This is a genomic window from Luteolibacter pohnpeiensis, assembly GCF_016595435.1.
Classification (GTDB): Bacteria; Verrucomicrobiota; Verrucomicrobiia; order Verrucomicrobiales; family Akkermansiaceae; genus Luteolibacter; species Luteolibacter pohnpeiensis.
Map to the genome: position 1 here is coordinate 103,865 of NZ_JAENIJ010000007.1, position 18,742 is coordinate 122,606.

The 18,742-nt window shown below is 52.8% G+C and carries 9 protein-coding genes; 6 read left to right on the forward strand and 3 right to left on the reverse strand.

The features are described from left to right. Positions 1-11: 11 nt before the first annotated feature. Positions 12-1,571: a sulfatase family protein gene (locus JIN85_RS06410; protein WP_234047274.1), complete on the reverse strand. Its 1,560-nt coding sequence runs from the start codon at positions 1,569-1,571 to the stop codon at positions 12-14. Positions 1,572-1,794: 223 nt separating this feature from the next. On the opposite strand from JIN85_RS06410, the gene pyk reads away from it, so the two are divergent. The 5 genes from pyk to JIN85_RS06435 all read left to right on the forward strand — a co-directional run bounded on the left by pyk (position 1,795) and on the right by JIN85_RS06435 (position 10,930). Then, positions 1,795-3,198, forward strand: a complete 1,404-nt coding sequence (pyk, locus tag JIN85_RS06415; protein ID WP_200268799.1) for a pyruvate kinase — start codon at positions 1,795-1,797, stop codon at positions 3,196-3,198. Positions 3,199-3,228: 30 nt separating this feature from the next. Then, the gene (locus tag JIN85_RS06420; RefSeq protein ID WP_200268801.1) at positions 3,229-4,041 is read left to right on the forward strand and encodes a DNA-methyltransferase; all 813 of its coding nucleotides are present in this window, start codon (positions 3,229-3,231) and stop codon (positions 4,039-4,041) included. 108 nt (positions 4,042-4,149) lie between these two features. Further along, complete coding sequence (locus tag JIN85_RS06425; protein ID WP_234047275.1) at positions 4,150-6,441, forward strand: Tex family protein; 2,292 nt, start codon at positions 4,150-4,152, stop codon at positions 6,439-6,441. Positions 6,442-6,480: 39 nt separating this feature from the next. Continuing rightward, positions 6,481-7,836, forward strand: a complete 1,356-nt coding sequence (locus JIN85_RS06430; protein ID WP_200268803.1) for an O-antigen ligase family protein — start codon at positions 6,481-6,483, stop codon at positions 7,834-7,836. Between the two features lie 94 nt (positions 7,837-7,930). After that, positions 7,931-10,930 (forward strand): PAS domain S-box protein, encoded by a 3,000-nt coding sequence (locus tag JIN85_RS06435; protein ID WP_200268805.1) that lies wholly within the window; start codon positions 7,931-7,933, stop codon positions 10,928-10,930. Positions 10,931-10,947: 17 nt separating this feature from the next. Here the strand turns inward: JIN85_RS06435 and hpt are convergent, their stop codons facing one another. Both hpt and JIN85_RS06445 read right to left on the reverse strand, forming a co-directional pair. Then, positions 10,948-11,481 (reverse strand): hypoxanthine phosphoribosyltransferase, encoded by a 534-nt coding sequence (gene hpt / locus JIN85_RS06440; protein WP_200268807.1) that lies wholly within the window; start codon positions 11,479-11,481, stop codon positions 10,948-10,950. Between the two features lie 62 nt (positions 11,482-11,543). After that, positions 11,544-11,882 carry a hypothetical protein gene (locus tag JIN85_RS06445; RefSeq protein ID WP_200268809.1) on the reverse strand — a complete coding sequence of 113 codons (339 nt, stop codon included), beginning with the start codon at positions 11,880-11,882 and terminating at the stop codon, positions 11,544-11,546. Positions 11,883-12,004: 122 nt separating this feature from the next. Here JIN85_RS06445 and JIN85_RS06450 point away from each other — a divergent pair, with 122 nt between their 5' ends. Beyond that, positions 12,005-18,742, forward strand: coding sequence for a hypothetical protein (locus JIN85_RS06450; protein ID WP_200268811.1), 6,738 nt, complete (start codon positions 12,005-12,007; stop codon positions 18,740-18,742).

The following is an 18,742-nucleotide window of genomic DNA, read 5'->3' on the forward strand; positions in this document are numbered from 1 at the left end:
TCACTCAGCCATCAGCGTTCCTGATCGATGCGCTGATTTCCAAACCACTTTGGAGGGATCACTTCGGGGACCTTGAACTCCGTGCGCAAGCGCGCGAGTTCAGCCCGAAGTTCTTTCACTTTTTCCGCATTCTCGGGAAGATCGATGACGTTGGTCATCTCGTGGGGATCGGTCTGCAAATCGAACAGTTCCTGATCGTGATATTGAGTCCCATAGAATTGGACCAATTTGTAGCGATCCGTAACAACCCCGTAATGCGGGCGAACATGATGGGCGCCCGGGTATTCGTAATATTGATAATAGAAACTCTTTCTCCAGTCTTCCGGAGTATGGCCTTCCATGAGGTTCACCAAGCTGCGGCCCTGCATCTCTGATGGAATTTCAATCCCTGCCGCATCCAGAAAGGTTTCGGCAAAATCGAGATTCGACACCATCTGGTTATTGACGGAACCCGGTTTGATATGTCCGGGCCAACGTACCAGCAACGGAGTGCGCAGGGATTCTTCGAAGATCCAACGTTTATCGAACCAGCCATGTTCTCCCAGGAAGAATCCTTGGTCTGAGCAATAGATGACGATGGTGTTATCCGTCAGGCCCTCATCATCCAGGGTCTTGAGAAGCTTGCCGACTCCATCATCGACCGCTTCCACGCAAGTCAGGTAATCGTGCATGTAACGTTGATACTTCCACGATACGAGTTCCTTCCCGGACAGGTTCGCCTGCTCAAACTTCTCATTACGAGGTTTATAGTAGCGATTCCATTGCTCCAACTGCTCATCTGTCAATCCACGCGGTGCCACCAATTTCAAATCCCTCTTGTTCATGGTATTCGCAATGGTCATGTCCTGATCATGCTCTGCCAATCCGCGGCCGCTGTAATCATCGAACAATGTTTCAGGCTCAGGATAAACCCGATCCGGTTCTTTCCCTAACAAATCAACCGGTGGCTCCCATTCGCGATGCGGTGCTTTTTGTTGGCACATGAGCAGGAATGGCTTCGTTTTGTCCCGGTTTTTAATCCAGTCAACGGAAGTATCCGTGATGATATCCGTCACATAGCCATCGAATTTCATGTCCGTTCCGTTGCGGATCATCGGTGGATTGTAATACACGCCCTGCCCGTGCAGGATTTGCCAAAAATCAAATCCGGTAGGCGTGCTAAGAAGATGCCATTTCCCAATCAGTGCGGTTTGATAACCCGCCGCCTGCAACAACTTTGGGAACGTCATTTGCGAACCATCAAACTTGCTGTTGGCGTTGTTCATGAAACCATTGAGATGGTTGTATTTTCCGGTCAGCACGGTCGCGCGACTCGGCCCGCATATCGCGTTGGGAACCAAACAGCGGTCGAACCGCATTCCTTCTTTAGCAATTCGATCGATATGGGGCGTTTGGTTCAATTTCCTGGCGTCGCCGTAGGCACTGATCGCCTGCCAGGCATGATCGTCAGAGAATATGAAGACGATATTCGGCTTCTTGTCCTCCGCATGGAGTGGACTGGTCAACAGGAATCCAGCCAATAGGCAAACTCCCATGCGGCTGTTATAGAACGGTCGATAAAGGCAAATCATGAATTCGAATGAGGGTTTTCAGGATTGAACGCCGAACTCGCCCGGTGACCCAGCGCATAATCCGGTATTACAAAAAAGCCGAATGGCAACTTCTTGAAGATTTCGTGTCATGCAGATTTCGAGTTTCCCCGGCTTGCACTCTGGGTCGCAAAAGGTTCTGCTAGGCGGACGCCGACCGCGCCACTGCTGTCGGGCGGTATCCCCGCACTTTCCTGTATTTCCCATGCCTCGAAAAACCAAACTTATCTGCACCCTCGGTCCTGCAACGGAATCCGAAGAAATGATCGGAACCCTGATCGACGCTGGCACCAACGTTTTCCGGCTCAACATGAGCCACGCCAAGCACGAATGGGCGGCAGAAATGACGCGCCGCGTGCGCCGCGCCGCTGAACAACGCAAAGCTCAAATCCCCGTTTTGTTCGATCTCACCGGTCCATCGATTCGCACTGGCGATCTCGAAAAACCGTTTGAACTGAAACTCGGCGATGTGGTCGAATTCCGCAATTCGGGCACCGCTCCCGCCATCCCGCTTTCAACCACGGTCAATTATGATGGTTTGATGGCCGACGTGAAGCAAGGCAACACGCTTGTCGTCGATAACGGAGCACTGCTCATGCGGATCGACTCCGTGATGGAGGACCGGATTCTTTGTTACGTGAAAACTCCCGGGACCATGGGGTCACGCCGCCACATCAACCTGCCGGGCGTGCGCTTGAATCTCCCTGCTCTAACCGAAAAAGATCACAAGGATCTGGCACTCGCCGTGGAGTGCAAGGCCGACTACATCGCCGGCTCCTTCGTGCGCGACGCCGCCCACGTGCGCGAGCTGCGCGAAGCCATGGAGGCGATTGACGGTGAAGCACAAATCGTCGCCAAGGTAGAGGATCAGGAGGCGATGAAAAACATCGATGCAATCATCCAGGAGGCCGATGTCATCATGGTCGCCCGAGGCGATCTCGGGGTGGAAATTGACTTTGAAGACCTGCCGATCGTGCAGCGCCGGATTGTTAAACGCTGCCACGAACTTGGAACCCGCGTCATCGTTGCGACACAGATGCTTGAGTCGATGATCTCGAACCCGACACCTACCCGCGCGGAGGTTACCGACGTTTCGAATGCCGCTTACGAAGAAGCCGACTGCTTGATGCTTTCCGGTGAAACATCCGTCGGTCGCTATCCGGAACGTTGCGTCGAAGCGATCGTCCGCATCGCCACTCGAATTGAACGTTCTGGCGGTCTTGGCTATGGCCATAACGTGTTGCTGCGCGATGAGCGCCAGAAGGTGGCACGCGCTGCGGTGACACTCGCAGACTCCTTGCCGGAAGGTCGATTGGTCGTCCTCACTCGCCGTGGAGTTTTGGCAAACCATGTCGCCATGCTACGTCCAAAAACAGCTGGTTTCTATGCCTTTACGCCAAACGAGCGTGTCTGCCGCCAGCTTGCCTTGACCCGGGGCATCACGCCATTCCGCATGGCTTTTGCCACCAACATCGAGGAAACGATCAAACGCGTCGGCGAGCATCTCGTCGCCGAAGGTCTCGCCCGCCCGGGCACGCCAATCGTGATCGTTTCTGACATTTTGTCCGACCATTTCGCGGCCAATTCGATCTTGCTTCACCACGCATAAGCATGGCGCTGCGGAAGCTTGCCTGAATCCATGAATCTGCTCCATGGCGATTGCCTGAAGTTGCTCCCTACCCTGGCCGAGCAATCCTTCGATCTGGTGGTGACATCACCTCCCTATAATTTGGGCATCGCCTACAGCAGCTTCAAGGACACCGCACCTCGCGATGAATTCATCGATTGGTGCAAGTCGTGGTCGGCGGAGCTGAAACGCGTGATGGCAGATGACGCATCGTTTTTTCTCAACATCGGTGCCTCGCCTGCCAATCCGCTGCTGCCGCATCAGCTCATTCTTGCGTTGACGGATGGCCCGGAGCCCTTGTTTGTGCTGCAAAACACTTTCCACTGGATTAAATCCATCACCGTGGAAACCCGGCAGTCGGAGTTCCTGAGCGTTGGCCATTTCAAGCCAATCAACTCCAAGCGCTACGTCAACGACTGCCACGAATACGTGTTCCATCTCACCAAAACCGGCGATATCGCTCTGGATCGTCGGGCTGCCGGTGTTCCCTATCAGGATAAATCCAACATCGCACGCTGGGGCCACACGGATGGCGTGGACAAACGCTGCCGTGGCAACAACTGGTTCATCCCCTACGACACCATTGTGTCTCGCGCCAAAGAACGCCCCCACCCCGCGACCTTTCCCATCGCACTGGTGGAACAATGCATTCGAATTCATGGCAAAGGCAAAGCCACCCGGCTGATCGATCCATTCTTGGGCATCGGAACCTCCGCCATCGCCGCACAACGCCAAAATTTGGCCGGATTTACCGGGATCGAGCTGGATCTCGGGTATTTGGAGACCGCCCGTCTCCGGCTTGATGAGGAACACACCCTACTTTGATGGCCCGTCTACCTTTGGATGATTGCCTTCCCTGACCGTTTGACTTGCCGTGCCTCGCCGCACTGAGCTTAATCCCCTCCCACACGACACCGCTGTCCTCCCATTTTCATGACCCATCTCGAGACTATCGCCCGCGAATCCGGCATTTCGCTTTCCTCCGTCACTTCCACTGCCAAATTGCTATCCGAGGGAGCCACGGTGCCCTTCATTTCCCGTTATCGGAAGGAACAGACCGGATCGTTGGACGAAGTGCAAATCACCACGATTCGTGACCGGATGCTCCAGTTGGCGGAATTGGACCAGCGCCGCACGACCGTGCTCAAGTCGTTGGAAGAGAGATCCCTGCTCACCCCGGAACTCAAGAAAAAGCTCGAAGCTGCAACCACGCTTTCGACAGTCGAAGACATTTTCCTGCCATTCCGCCCAAAACGTCAGACTCGCGCGACCAAGGCCATCGAACGTGGCCTGACTCCACTCGCCGACTGGCTGCTGGAAAATCAATCCGCAGATCCTGCCGACGAAGCCGCCAAATTCATTGATGAAGAGAAGGAAGTCGCCACCGCAAGTGACGCACTGGCTGGCGCACGCGACATCATCGCGGAACGCGTGGCCGACGATGCCGCGCTGCGTGGCCGGGTTCGTAAAATCTACGAAGAAACGGCCACGGTTTCCTCCAAGGTGATGTACGGCAAGGATGAAGACCCGGAAGCCGCCAAGTTCCGTGACTACTTCGAGTGGTCCGAGCCTCTTTCTTCGATCCCATCGCACCGGATGTTGGCGATTCGTCGTGGGGAGAAGGAAGGATTTTTGCTGATGCGAGTCGAAGTTTCGTTGGATCGGGTCACGGCAGAAGCATTGCCGGATTGGGTGAAATCTTCCGCCGAAGCCGGCCATCAGGTTTCGCTGGCGGTGGAAGACGGCTGCAAGCGCCTGCTCATGCCATCGATGGAAACCGAAGCGCGACTCCAAGCCAAAAAGCGCGCCGACGAAACCGCGATCAAAGTTTTCGCAGACAACCTCAGAGAACTGCTTCTGGCATCGGCTCTGGGAGAAAAACGCCTGCTAGCTATCGATCCCGGTTTCCGCACCGGATGCAAAACCGTGGTGTTGGACCGCTCGGGCAAATTGCTGCACCACACCGTTCTTTACGCGACAGCTGGCTCTAACAACCAGCTCTACGAAAGCGCGACCGAGCTGCTGGCGATGGTGAAAAAGTATGACATCGAAGCGATTGCCATCGGCAATGGCACCGCCAGCCGTGAAACCGAGGCATTTGTTAGAAAGCTGAAACTCCCGGCTTCGATTCCCGTGATCACCGTGAATGAAAGTGGTGCATCCATCTATTCTGCCTCGGATGTGGCCCGAGAAGAATTCCCGGATCAGGACGTCACCGTTCGCGGTGCGGTATCGATTGGCCGCCGTTTGATGGACCCGCTTGCCGAACTGGTGAAGATCGATCCGAAGTCAATCGGGGTCGGCCAATATCAGCACGACGTGGATCAACGCGCGCTCAAAACCAGTCTGGATGACATCGTGATTTCGTGCGTGAACGCAGTCGGTGTTGAACTCAATACCGCCTCGAAGCAGTTGCTGTCCTACGTCTCCGGACTCAACAGCTCGCTGGCGGAAAACATCGTCATCTATCGTAACGAAAACGGTGCTTTCAGCTCACGCGAACAACTCAAAAAGGTTTCTCGTCTGGGTGATAAAGCCTTCGAACAAGCGGCCGGCTTCCTGCGCGTCCGGGGCGGTGCCCACCCCCTCGATTCTTCGGCAGTGCATCCGGAACGCTACGCACTGGTTGAAAAAATGGCGGCGGATGTAGGCTGCAAGGTGGAAGAATTGTTAGGCAATGATGCCGCCCGCAAAAAAATCGACCTGAAGAAATACATCAGTGACGAGGTGGGTCTCCCAACCCTTCAGGACATTCTTGGCGAGCTTGCCAAACCGGGACGCGATCCGCGCAAACAATTCGAGGTTTTCTCATTTGTCGAAGGCGTTGAAAAACCATCGGACCTCCAAGTCGGCATGAAACTGCCAGGGATCGTCACCAACGTCACCGCCTTCGGTGCGTTCGTCGATGTAGGTGTCCATCAGGACGGATTGGTCCACGTGAGTCAGCTGGCGGATCATTTCGTACGAGATGCATCCGAGGTGGTGAAAGTCGGCCAAAAAGTTCAGGTCACGGTCATGGAAGTGGATCTGAAACGGAACCGCATCGCGCTTTCCATGAAATCGAAACCGGATCTGGAAGGTCAGCGCAGCCCGAGAGGAGACCGCGACTCACGCCCTGCCCCATCGCGTTCCGGCGGCAATCCACGGCCTGGAAATTTCAAGCCCAACTCGGCTCCGGGCAACGACTGGTTCTCCCAAGCGCTACAAAATGCGAAGAAGAAGTGATTTTCTAGCGTAGTCCCTTCCAATCAGACCAGCGACTTGATGCAGAATACGGAGCGAATCAGCCATCCATCCACGTCTTCTCGATCACCTCTCGACAAGATACTGGATGCAGCTCCGGTGTTCCTTGCATTGATCCTGGGACTGATTCCGCAGATGCTTTTCTCATCTCCTCAATACTGTGCAAAACCGAGGATGTGGGCATTTTCGCTCTGCCTGCTGTTAGCCTGGAGAGTGTTTCCAAACCGCTTCAAGGGCCCTGGTAAATTGAGCAAGTGCGCCATCGCCGGACTCTTGATCGCCCACCTTTCCTCCCTGATAGGCGGCTTGCTTCATGGAGTAAGCCTCGGCACCGTCAGCTACCAATTGGTGCAAGGGTTGATCGCCCTGATCGGGCTATCGGTGATTGTGGCGACCTTTCTTCAGCCACGTTGGTGGAAAACCGGAAAAATCACAGCGGCCTGGATGTTGGGAAGCATGTTCGTCATTTCCTATTTCTGCTATTTCCTGGCGATCGACCAACTGATCCCAATGGGTCACAACACGAAGTATTTTGAGCCTACCCGCTTGGTGCTGATCTGGCCTTTGCGGATCTGGGGAGGTCAAATCGGTTGGGAACATGCCAACCATGCCGCGTTTGTCTTTGCCGTCGGGATGGTGATGATTTTCGAGTATCTCGCAGTTCAGAAAGCAAAACGAGCATGGCCATGGTGGTTGCTCGCGTTAGGGCTGGGCACTGCAGTGTTCTTGACCGGATCGAGAAGCGCCTGGCTCATGTTGCTTGCAGCAATCCCTCTGGTTTTGTTTCGCCGGCAAAAACCATTTCTCATACCAGCTGTTGCCGTTCTCGGTGGTGTGTTGGCCTGCGGGGTTTTGAGTCTCCACGTGAAGGAAACCTTGATGGCTCGCAGTTCTGAGAGAGCGATTGAAAAAAACCTCACCAGCCCGACGACTCCGGCGCCTACGAGAGATATCCACTTGGAAGGTTTGGTCGAAAGAGGCAGTGCGGGTCGCCTCTCGGCCTACCGAACCTTTTGGAATGAATTCCAGGATTCTAAAATTTTTGGTCGCGGTCTGTCAGCAACGGGAAAACCGATCGTGCAGCTGATGCATGAGCATTCGAGCTACCTGGCCACTTTCCGAGGCGGTGGATTTATTGCTCTAGCCGGTCACCTGCTGACTCTTGCTGCCGCATTGCTCGCCGCAAGCATTTTGTTTATTCGAGGCTGCCGCTGGCCACTCACGCTGCTGGTCGTCATCCTCCCCGGACTATTATTTGATCGTGGGAATGTTTTCCTGATGAGCGGTCGATATGAATTCGTGTTTCACTGGGTCGCGGTGATTGCGCCATTTTTAATCATTGCTTCGAAAAGCGATCCTATTCCAGCAAAGAATTGAGAATACTCACCATATCTATCAGATCTGGTGATTCGTGACGCTTTGTCTTGCCTAATTGTCATGATGGTTCAATAAATATGGGTTCCCATTTTTCATGGTATCCCTGCAATCCGCGAAACTAATCTTTCCGGCAATCATTTGTTTTGCCTCCTTACTGGTAGGCTGGATCGCGACTTACGCGCTCCGGGGTGAAGTCACGACTTTTCAAAACCAGGCATTGGTCTGGAGCTTGGTTTGCATCGCGTGCTGTTTCTTTACATGGAAATTCGCACCACGTCCGGGTTCTGGCGGAAGCTCATCAGGATGCAACAAAGCCGCTGCTTTCGATCAAAAAGCGAGCTCGCTGAATCGGGCGATTTTTGAAGGTACTCAGCTTGCGATCATCGCCACGGATCTCAAGGGAACGATCATTCATTTCAATAGCGCAGCCGAAGGTATGCTCGGTTACTCGCGCGATGAATTGATCGGTAAAAAAACTCCGGCGATTTTCCATCTTGAATCCGAGATGATTGCCCGGGCTCAGGAAGTAGAAAAAGAAACCGGCCGAAAAATCGAAGCGGGATTCGAAGCCCTTGCCTCAACCGTTAAAGTCACGGGCTATGACGAACGGGAATGGACCTTCGTTCCAAAATCCGGAAAGCAGATTCCTGTCGCTATCAGTATTGCCTCGATTCGCGACGATGACGGAATCGTCACCGGCTACATCGGTGTGGCACGCAATATCACCGTGCGCCGCAAAATGGAAACTGCCCTGAAAATCAGTGAGCAGCGCATGAGATTATTTGCTGAACATGCGCCTGCAGCTGTCGCCATGTTTGATCAGGAAATGCGCTATCTCGTGGTCACCAATCGATGGATCGAGGACTATGGTTTGAAAGGACAAAAGCTCATCGGTCGATCGCACTATGACGTTTTTCCTGAAATCAATGATACCTGGAAGGAGCACCATCAGCGCGTTTTGAAGGGTGAAATCCTACGCAACGAGGCCGATCCTTTTGACCGACTGGATGGTCGTCGCCAGTGGCTTTCATGGGAAGTCAGACCCTGGCATCACATTCACGGAGAAATCGGCGGAGTGATGATGCTCACACAAGATATCACTGAGCGTCAAAAAGATGCGCAAGCACTGGAGCAAAGCGAAGAACGATTCCGTCACGCCTTTGAATTCGCAGGGATCGGCATGGCCATCGTTGCCTTGGATGGTTCATGGCTGCGGGTGAACAAGTCCGTGTGTGATATTTTGGGGTATAGCACGCAGGAGTTGTTAGCAACGACCTTCCAAGAACTGACCTACCCGGATGACTTGGGAACCGACCTGAAACAGGTGCGAGAACTCATTGATGGAGACAAGCGTTACTTCCAAATGGAAAAGCGTTATTTCCATAAGGATGGACATATCGTCTGGGTCCGCCTCACCGCTTCACTGGTCCGGAATACCGATTCCCAACCGGTCCATTTCATTTCCCAACTTGAGGATATCACAGAACGTAAAACCCTAGAGCAACATCTCGCCAAAGCTCGTGACGAAGCGGTTGCAGCATCCAGGCTGAAATCGGAGTTCCTAGCGAACATGAGTCACGAAATCCGGACTCCCATGAATGGGATCCTGGGCATGTGCGGCATGCTGATGGACACCCCGCTGAGTTCCGAGCAATACGAACTCGGCAGCGTGATTCAACATAGCGCCGAGAGCTTGAGAAACATCATCAACGACATCCTCGATTTCTCCAAAATTGAAGCGGGAAAACTCTCCATTGATTACACCGAATTTGATCCGCGGGAGTTGATAGAAGAAACGTTGCTGCTGCTGGCCCCCCGCGCATTCGAGAAAACGATCGAGCTGATGGACGATTTCGATCCGGCATTGGATCACCGACTCTATGGCGATAGCGGCCGGATCCGCCAAATCTTGATCAACCTCATTGGTAATGCGGTCAAATTCACCTCTGAGGGCGAAATCATTGTTAGAACCCGCAAATCAGAAACGCAACAAAACCGAACCACCATCATCTTCGAAGTTTCCGATACTGGAATCGGCATTCCTGAAGCTTTTCAGAAAAACTTATTCGACCCATTCACTCAAGCCGATGGGAGTATCACCCGTCGTTATGGCGGTAGCGGGCTTGGGCTCGCCATTTCGCGCCAGCTTGTCGAATTGATGGGCGGAACCATCCACTTCGAGAGCACTCCAGGGGTGGGTTCGAAATTCTGGTTTGCACTAACATTGCGCCACACCCAACCATCGGCTGCAGCGCCAAAAAACTACATTCCGAGCGACAAACACGTTCTCATTATCGATGACAACGAAAAGGCTGCAGAAATTCTAGCAAAGCAAATCCAGGAGCTCGGAATCAAAGCTGAGACCTGTAAGGATTCTCGTCAGGCGGTCTCCAAGTTGTTAGAGACACTGAATTCGAGCTCCCCAGTTGATCTGGTATTGATCGATTCCGACATGCCGCACCTTCCAGGAATCGTATTAGCCACGACCATAAGAAATCACCCCGAGCTGGCAAAACTACCACTGATTCTTCTTTCCTCCACGCGGACTCAAGATTCCAACGAGACCGCTCAATTACGGTTTTCTGCCATCCTCGCGAAACCCATCCGCCATGCATCGCTTGTACGAATTCTCGCCCGCACCCTGGGTGAAAACCCAGAGCTCAGCATGTCGAAACCATCCAGCGATGATCCTCCATTAGCCAAAAAAAGTTGGCATTTGCTTCTGGCCGAAGACAACGCCGTCAATCAAATGGTGGCCTGCCGCTTGCTCGGAAAACTCGGACATACGGTAGATGTCGTAGAAGATGGCGCGGCGGCCCTGGCGCGGCTGGCGGAAGGTATCAATTACGATGCCATCTTGATGGACTGCCAGATGCCAGTCATGGATGGCTACACCGCCACCCAGCGAATCCGCTCTGGAGATATCGCATCATTGAATTCACGAATTCCGATCATCGCCCTGACGGCCCACGCCATGGCCGAAGATCGGGTCCGTTGCCTTGAAGTAGGCATGGATGAGTTCGTCACGAAACCGGTGAGGATCAACGATCTCCAGAGTGCCATGGAGCGCGCGATGGGAATCGCAACCCGCTAAATGTTGGCTACGGATTCCTAATTGGCCGCCTCCAACTTCAACACACCGACATAGGGTAAATTGCGGTAGCGACCTTTGTAATCCAGCCCATATCCCACCACAAATTCGTCTCCAATTTCAAAACCAACATAGTCCGCCTCCACTTCTTCCGCACGATGCTTGTCCTTCGCCAGCAAAACACCCGTGTGCACTACGGCGGCGCCCTCTTGGTAAAGCCGCTCTGATACCGCGTGCAAAGTGCGCCCGGTATCAAGGATATCATCAAGCAGGAGCACGTGCCGGTCTTTCACGTCCGGAAAATGACGATCCAGGAAATTAACCTGTCCTGAACTTTCAAGACCTTCGTAGCTGGAAACATTCAGGCATTCGATTTCGAGTGGGCGTGGCACACGGCGCAACAAGTCCGCGGCAAAAACCAGTGCTCCTTTCAAAAGGATGATCACAACCAGCGTTCCGTCCGGGAAATCCCGCTCGATTTCCACTGCCATGGAATCCAAGCGGCGTTCGATGACAGCCTCGTCGATCAATACCCGTTCGATATCATTGCGCATGCTCTTGCCTAATGCAGTTCGCAGGCGCGGGCCAAGATCAATTTTCTACCAGCAGATAACCGCTACTGGTGCTTGAATTTCAAAACACGCTCGCCTTGGTGGTAGTATTCCAGTCGATCTCTCGCCTGGATCTCAAGAAAGGCAGGATCTTCCCGAAGCGCACGATGTTCGATCTGGTGATACTCACGGTCTGCCAAAGCCTCCGTTTCACGAACTTTTGCTTGTTCCAAATCAGCTTGAAGTTCCTGGAGCTTGCGGCGCTGAGGAAAGGCTGTCGCAACCACCACAAAGCCGATGGATAGACAGAAGACGACAAATACCATGGAGGTAACGCCCCTGATCACCCGTGTCCGGGCCTCAAGGCGGTGAAGCTTCACCGCTGCCGATTTACGTTTCGCCATACTGCACGACCTTTCAACAACAGGAATACCTAAATGTCAAGAAATCCGAAGGAATTCAATGAATCTCGCTGATCGTCAAATTGAAGCTTCCACGCTAACAGATCGGCCAATATACCCGAAGAATGATTAAAACCCTGGCCTTTCTTTGCCTTACCGCGACGCAACTGTTGGCAAATCCGGACCTGTTCAGGGAACGCTTCGCCGACCCGGTAACGCGTGAAGCCTCCTTGTCCATGCTCACGCCAGGCAGTCGTGATTTCTTTTTCTATCAGGCGCTTCATTTTCAGCTCACTGGAAACCAAAGCGAATTTGCACGAACCATTAAGGACTGGAAAACCGCATCCAGTCGCAAGGACAACCCGGTCTCCCAGAAGGGTTTGGGTGATCTGGAAAACCGCCAACTGGTTCTCAACTATACGGATGATCCTGATAAGGCTTTGCCAAAGCTGGTGGAAAAGCTCGGCCTCAAATTCAACGACACTCCGCCAGAAACGATTTCCGCCGCCCCGGAATCACCGACACAGGTGGATCCTGCATGGATCACCACTTCCTCATTTGAAAAAATAGCCTCTACCAAAAATCCAGACAAACCCTATCTAACTTATGTCAAACAGCGGCTCTATCAGGAGTTGGAAAATGCTGCTGATTTCGACGAAGCCGAGGCACTTTGGTTCGCTCTAAAAATCGATCGCCCTGACCTGCCCGGCTTCATGAAATTGTTAGACCGGTTACTCGCTCTCGAAAGGCCGCCGATTTTTCACAATCTCCCCTGCTCCAGCCAACTCTCACATGATCAGCTCAAGCAGTTGGCACAGTCTCATCCCACATTGCTGGCGGATGAGTCATTTACCATCGCCTACCTGACAAGCATGCGGCCGAACTCCACGGTTGATTTGGAGCGCGATCTCAAAGCGCGCGCTGCCCATCTTCAGGCATGTCTTGAATTTACCAAGTCGCTACCTCCGGCATTGAACTCGCTGAAGCTGCATGTGCTTTACCATCATCTGCTGTTGCAGGAAGAACTCGGGAACTATCCCAAAGCTGAGTTTCTTGACTACCTTGCCATCCCAAGGACCAACCACCCGTTCATTCTTACTGATAAGAACCGGCAGCAAACATCGTCCCCTAATCTAACCAAAGACTACTTGCAGGCCACTGGCTGCCATCCAGTTCAAAACGACGAGGAAATGGTGACCCGGCTGCTGCAACATTTCCTGGCTCAATCAAGTGACGCGTCCGACTTCGCCCCATATATCGAGTCTTCCCAGTTGAAGCATTTGCAAACAGTTGCGCAACTACTCCATAGCGCCGATCCCGCCGTCTGGGGAGCAGGACTCACGCCCGAAGAACTCGATCAACTGAAGAACCGGGTCACCCTCTCTTTCGCCCCACAAACGCCGCAAATTCTCGGTTCGGACGATTCGGTGATACTCCCGTTGAAATTGAAAAACACCCCTTCGGTGCTGGTGCGAATTTTCGAGATCAACTTGCCGGACTATCTGAAATCCCATCAAAGCCGACCTGATTTGACGATTAACCTCGATGGAATGATTCCTCACCACGAGCGCCAACTGAAATTTGATCAACCATCCATTCAGCTACACCGCGAGGAACTTGAACTCCCAGAGCTTGCCGGTCCTGGCACGTGGGTCGTCGAACTGGTCAGCAACGGAGTCTCATCCCGGGCATTGATCCAAAAAGGCTCCATCACCCCTTTGTTAGATCGAACGGCTGAGTCTCAGAGCATTCGAATTTATAACGAAAAAAACGAGCCTATCATGGATGGTTTGCTCGATCTCGGGAGTGAAAAAATCCAAGCAGATGAAGCAGGCGTGATCGTTATTCCTGACAGTCTGCAGCAAGCAGTCGATCAAGGGACTTTGATAGCAGGCAAACTCGCCGTTCCGATCAAGCTGGGCGATCGTACGGATCAAGTGGCGCTGAATATGGGAATCCATCTGGAGCGTGAACAGCTGATCGCAGAACGGCAAGCTGAGCTTCTTCTACGCCTCCAACTAACCAACCATGGCATTGAAATTCCTCTGACTCGACTGAGCCAGGTTTCCGTAACGCTAAACGCCACTTTGTTAGGAAATACGGTGACACAAAGAGTCATCGGCAAGGACCTGAAACTTGCACCCAGCCTATCAATCCCGTTCCACGTCCCGGCAAATCTCCAGTCACTTTCAATCACGCTCCAAGGTTCATATCAGTCTCCACTCGGCGGCGAACCAGTTGTCCTGAGCTCCACCAGCAGCTATGAACTGAACCATTCACTGCTGAACGATCAAATCGCCACGGTTTTCTTTGCTCCAACTACCTCGGGGCATCAATTGGAAATCCGTGGTCGCAATGGCGAGCCGATCCCATCCCGTTCATTCAACCTCACCCTGTTCCACAGTGGCTATTCTCAGCCATTCGAAGCAGCATGCCGAACTGATGAAAATGGCATTTTCATGCTGGGCGACTTGGATCAGATCGTCGAAGCCCGCGTGTCAGGCACAGATCTCGCGGAAACCCACTACGATCCATCTCGTAGAATCACCGATGTTCCTGATTCCATCGATTGCATCTCCGGTGAGACAATCCGGCTCCCGAACATTCTGGGACTAACAAAAACCAACCGGCTCCAACTTTCATTGATCGAGACCACCTCGTCCGATTCTGCATTGAGCGATCATTTTGACCAAATCTCAATCGACGCAAATTTCCTCGTCATCACCGGCTTGAAAGCAGGCAGCTATCGCCTCCTCCAGAAAGATTCAAAGACAGCACTTCACGTTTACGATGGAGTGCGCCGCGATGATCACATTTTCACCAAAAATTCAATCGTTCCCGTAGGAAATTCCGCCGTTCCAATGGTGGAGAGTGAAACCCGGGATGGCGATGACCTCTTGATTCGAATCAATAATAACACCGCCACCACCCGCGTCACGGTGGTTGGCCACCGGTATGCATTTCCAGAATGGTTTCCAGGCCGCGGAGCCATCCCATTCGAGGCAGCAAATCGCACCGAAACCAAGGTCGGCTATTGGCCTTGTGGCTATCGAACCGGCGTAAAGGTCGGTGATGAAATGCGCTACATTCTGGAACGGCGCGGTGCTACAAAATTTCCAGGTTCCATGCTACCTCGGCCCGGCACTCTGCTACATCGCTGGCCTGATGAAGAAGCCGTGCAGGATGAACAGGATGTCCTACTCGGTGGCGGTGGCCGCTCCTTATCCAGGGCATCGCAAGAGCCCTACAGCCCGCCACCATTGCCAATGGTGGATTCAAGCGATGGCACTACAATGGGCAGCTCTTCAGAAAATTGCGACTTCCTCGCCCACCCGGCTGTCGTTCGGTTCGACCTCACACCGGATGAAAACGGAATCATCCGTCTACCGATCGCCGATTTTAAAAACTCACAGTTCATTGAGATCATCGCAGCCGACTCCTCCGGGAGTGACCGATTGAAGGTGTCGCTTGAGCCATCAGCTCCAGAGTTACGCGACCAGCGCTTGATCCGGGGGCTGGATCCCGCGACTCCATACGTGGCCCGCCACAGCGCCGCTGCACTGTTCAAAGATTCCGAGGCAACCATCGAAAACCTGCTCGATGCGGATTGGCGAGCCTTCAACACACTGGAAGATGCCCATCAATTTCTGATCGGCATGACGGCAGATCGAAATCTAGCAGAATTCCGATTTCTAACAAAATGGCCGGACCTCACCGAAGAAGACAAATTGGAACTCCTGGCCAAATATCAATGCCACGAGCTGGATTTATTCATCGCCCGCAAGGACAAACCGTTCTTCGAAAGATACCTCAAACCGATGCTGGCGGCAAAACCGCAGCCGGAGTTCATCGACGATCTCTTACTCCAGCGTGATCTAAGTCCTTACCTTCGGCCCTACGCTTGGAATCGACTCAATGCAGCGGAAAAGGCACTCCTTGCCCAAGCATTGCCGGAAGCCAGGGATCGCATCGCGCGTGAACTGAAACTCCGCTGGGATGCGGAAGCACCACCTCCCGAACAACAGACCCAGCTATTTACTCAAACCTTGCAGGGAACGGACCTCGCCGTGATCGATACGCTAGGCTTGGCCAAAAACGACGATGTGGACCCATTTGGATTGGCCGAGTATGATTCGTATTCAGCAGGCTCTCCCTTGCTCACCGACAAGCTTCGTCGCATCATCATCCCGAGGATTGATTTTAATGATATCACCTTTCGAGAAGCTGTCGATTTTCTCCGGCTGCGCGCTGTGGAGCTGGATAGCACCGAGCTCGATCCGTCGAAAAAAGGAATAAACATGATGATCGATCAAGGCCAAGCCTCCGCGACGGATTTCGCTCAGAGAAGGATCTCTGACTTACACCTTAGTAATATCCCGCTAGAGACTGCATTGAATTACATCTGTGAGGCGACTGGAATGCGTTACAAAACGGACGACTTTTCCGTAAAGCTCGTTCCACAAACTGGTGCAGGAAAAGACATGGCCAGTCGCACCTTCACTGTATCTCCTGATTTTGCAAATAAGCTCTATGGTCCCTCTTTGCAAGCTGGCGACCCATTCGCAGGTTTATCCTTGGATCCAGCATTATCCGCGCGTCCCTCAATTACCGAGCTTCTGGAGGGAAGTGGCGTCCGTTTCCCAGAGGGTTCAAAAGCCACTCTCACTCCTAATGGGAAGCTGATCGTCATCGCGCCACCATCCGAGCTCGAAAAAATAGATCGATTAACTGAAAGTTATGGTGAGGCCGACATAGAAGGATACTTTTACGCACCATCTGAAGCTGATGATCCATTCGGGTGGCAGCCCCAGATCACCTATTCAAAGACCCAAATCTGGCGGGAATCAAACTACTACAGACATCGTGGTAACACAGGAGAGACATTCATTCCTCTCAACCAATTCTGGGTGGACCTGGCTGCCTGGGATGGAAATGGTCCATTTCTCTCACCAAATTTCAACGCCTGCCATACGAATGGCAACGAGGCATTGATGTGTCTGGCCCTGCTTGATCTTCCATTCAAGGCCGAGCAACCGGAAATCGTGAGCGAAAACAATACGATGCGTGTGAAAGCCCGCGCCCCGATGGTTCTTTTCTATAAAGACACGGTCGCTGTCCCACAAGCCAATGAGGATTCACCGCTCCTGACTCGTCAATCATTCTACCCCCTGCACCAACCCACCCGACGAGTTGACGGACAGGAAATCAGCAACGATGTCTCCGGCGAATTCAAAACCGGAACGGCTTATGGGATCTCACTTGTGGTGACCAACACCTCTGGTTTCGGCCATCAGATTGATCTTCTTGCACAAATTCCTACCGGTGCCATCCCGCTGGCAGGTCAACCTGAGACTCTATCGATCTCGAAAAAAATCCAACCTTTCGGGGTCATCAATCTTAATCTCGCCTTCTATTTTCCAAGCGAAGGGACTTATTCCATTTGCCCATTCGGCATTTCGGAAAATGGCAAACTCCTGGCTCGCACCTCTCCGCAACAGCTCGTGGTCAATGGAAATCCAAGTGACCTTGCCACCAATGATTGGCGTGGCATCGCTGCAAATGGAAGTCCGGAACAAGTCTACTCCTATTTGCGAAACGCCCCCCTGGAAGGATTGGAAATCGACCGCATTTTGTGGCGTCTGAAGGACCAAAAGGTTTACCAACAAATCGCCTCGATTCTGCGGGATCGCATGCTGTTTTCATCCAATGTTTTCGCTTACGCCTTCCTGCATCGCGACGAGCAGGGAATTTCAGATTATCTGGAAAACTCAGACCTCATCCATCATCTCGGTGATTGGTTGGACTCGTCACTGCTGCAGCTCCGGCCGCAGATCCATCTCAATTGGTCGCAACTGGAATTTGATCCGGTGGTGAATCCTCGCTCCCACTTTTTTAGCGACAATCCGCGCCTGACCCATGATCTAGCCCTCAAATACTATCGAGATTTTCTCGATCAACTGGCCTGGAAACCCGAGCTGAGCGCCGAGGATCGGCTCAATCTTTGCGCATTGCTTTTCCTGCAGGATCGCATTGGGGAAGCAATCGCCGAATTCGATCAGATCGACCCGAGTGGCCTGGGTTCCCGGCTTCAATATGATTTCCTGAAAGCAACCTCTTTGTTCTATCGAGGCCAACCTGGGGAAGCTTCAGCAATTGCAAAAACCTATTTATCCAGCCTTCCGCCAGGCATCTGGAAGGACCGCTATCAAGCAGTTGTCAATCAAACTACGGAAATCACCGTACTTTTTCAGAACTCCGAACTCCCGGGAGAAACTGAGGAAGAGCCTGCACAGGAACTGCAACTCACATCCGATACCAGCGGAGGGTTGCTGCTCAAGCACCACGGCTTTAGCAAAGCGACCCTGGATTACTTCCAAGTCGATCTCGAAGTGCTATTCTCTGCCAATCCATTCCTTGAGGGGGACCGTGATTCGAATGAACCACCGATGATTCCAAACCACACGGCGGAGATCGCATTAACGGATGCAGAATCAACCACCGCTATCGAAGTCCCGGAAAACCTGGCTTCAGGAAATCTCCTGGTCGTGGCTAAATCCGGCGATGCGACTTCCATGCAGATTCTGGACGACAGTCCTGTGATCGTCCGCAACCAGGCGGCTGCCCGGACCTTGCAATTGTTCGACCGTGAAACCACAAAGCCGGTATCCAAAGTCTACGTCAAGGTTTACGCCGAAGATCAATCGGGCGAGATCAGTTTCCACAAGGACGGCTACACCGACCTGCGCGGAAAATTCGACTACCTGACCCACACCGGCAAAGACATATCTACGATCCGAAGGGTGGCGGTTCTGATAATTTCCCCAGAACATCACATCGCCCGAACCATGATATTCGAGCGATAG

Bases quoted from the DNA above. Each gene is read 5' to 3' on its own strand.
- JIN85_RS06445 (WP_200268809.1), bottom strand. From the start codon at position 11,882: ATGGCGAAACGTAAATCGGCAGCGGTGAAGCTTCACCGCCTTGAGGCC.
- JIN85_RS06435 (WP_200268805.1), top strand. From the start codon at position 7,931: ATGGTATCCCTGCAATCCGCGAAACTAATCTTTCCGGCAATCATTTGT.
- JIN85_RS06450 (WP_200268811.1), top strand. From the start codon at position 12,005: ATGATTAAAACCCTGGCCTTTCTTTGCCTTACCGCGACGCAACTGTTG.
- JIN85_RS06425 (WP_234047275.1), top strand. From the start codon at position 4,150: ATGACCCATCTCGAGACTATCGCCCGCGAATCCGGCATTTCGCTTTCC.
- pyk (WP_200268799.1), top strand. From the start codon at position 1,795: ATGCCTCGAAAAACCAAACTTATCTGCACCCTCGGTCCTGCAACGGAA.
- JIN85_RS06420 (WP_200268801.1), top strand. From the start codon at position 3,229: ATGAATCTGCTCCATGGCGATTGCCTGAAGTTGCTCCCTACCCTGGCC.
- JIN85_RS06410 (WP_234047274.1), bottom strand. From the start codon at position 1,571: ATGATTTGCCTTTATCGACCGTTCTATAACAGCCGCATGGGAGTTTGC.
- JIN85_RS06430 (WP_200268803.1), top strand. From the start codon at position 6,481: ATGCAGAATACGGAGCGAATCAGCCATCCATCCACGTCTTCTCGATCA.
- hpt (WP_200268807.1), bottom strand. From the start codon at position 11,481: ATGCGCAATGATATCGAACGGGTATTGATCGACGAGGCTGTCATCGAA.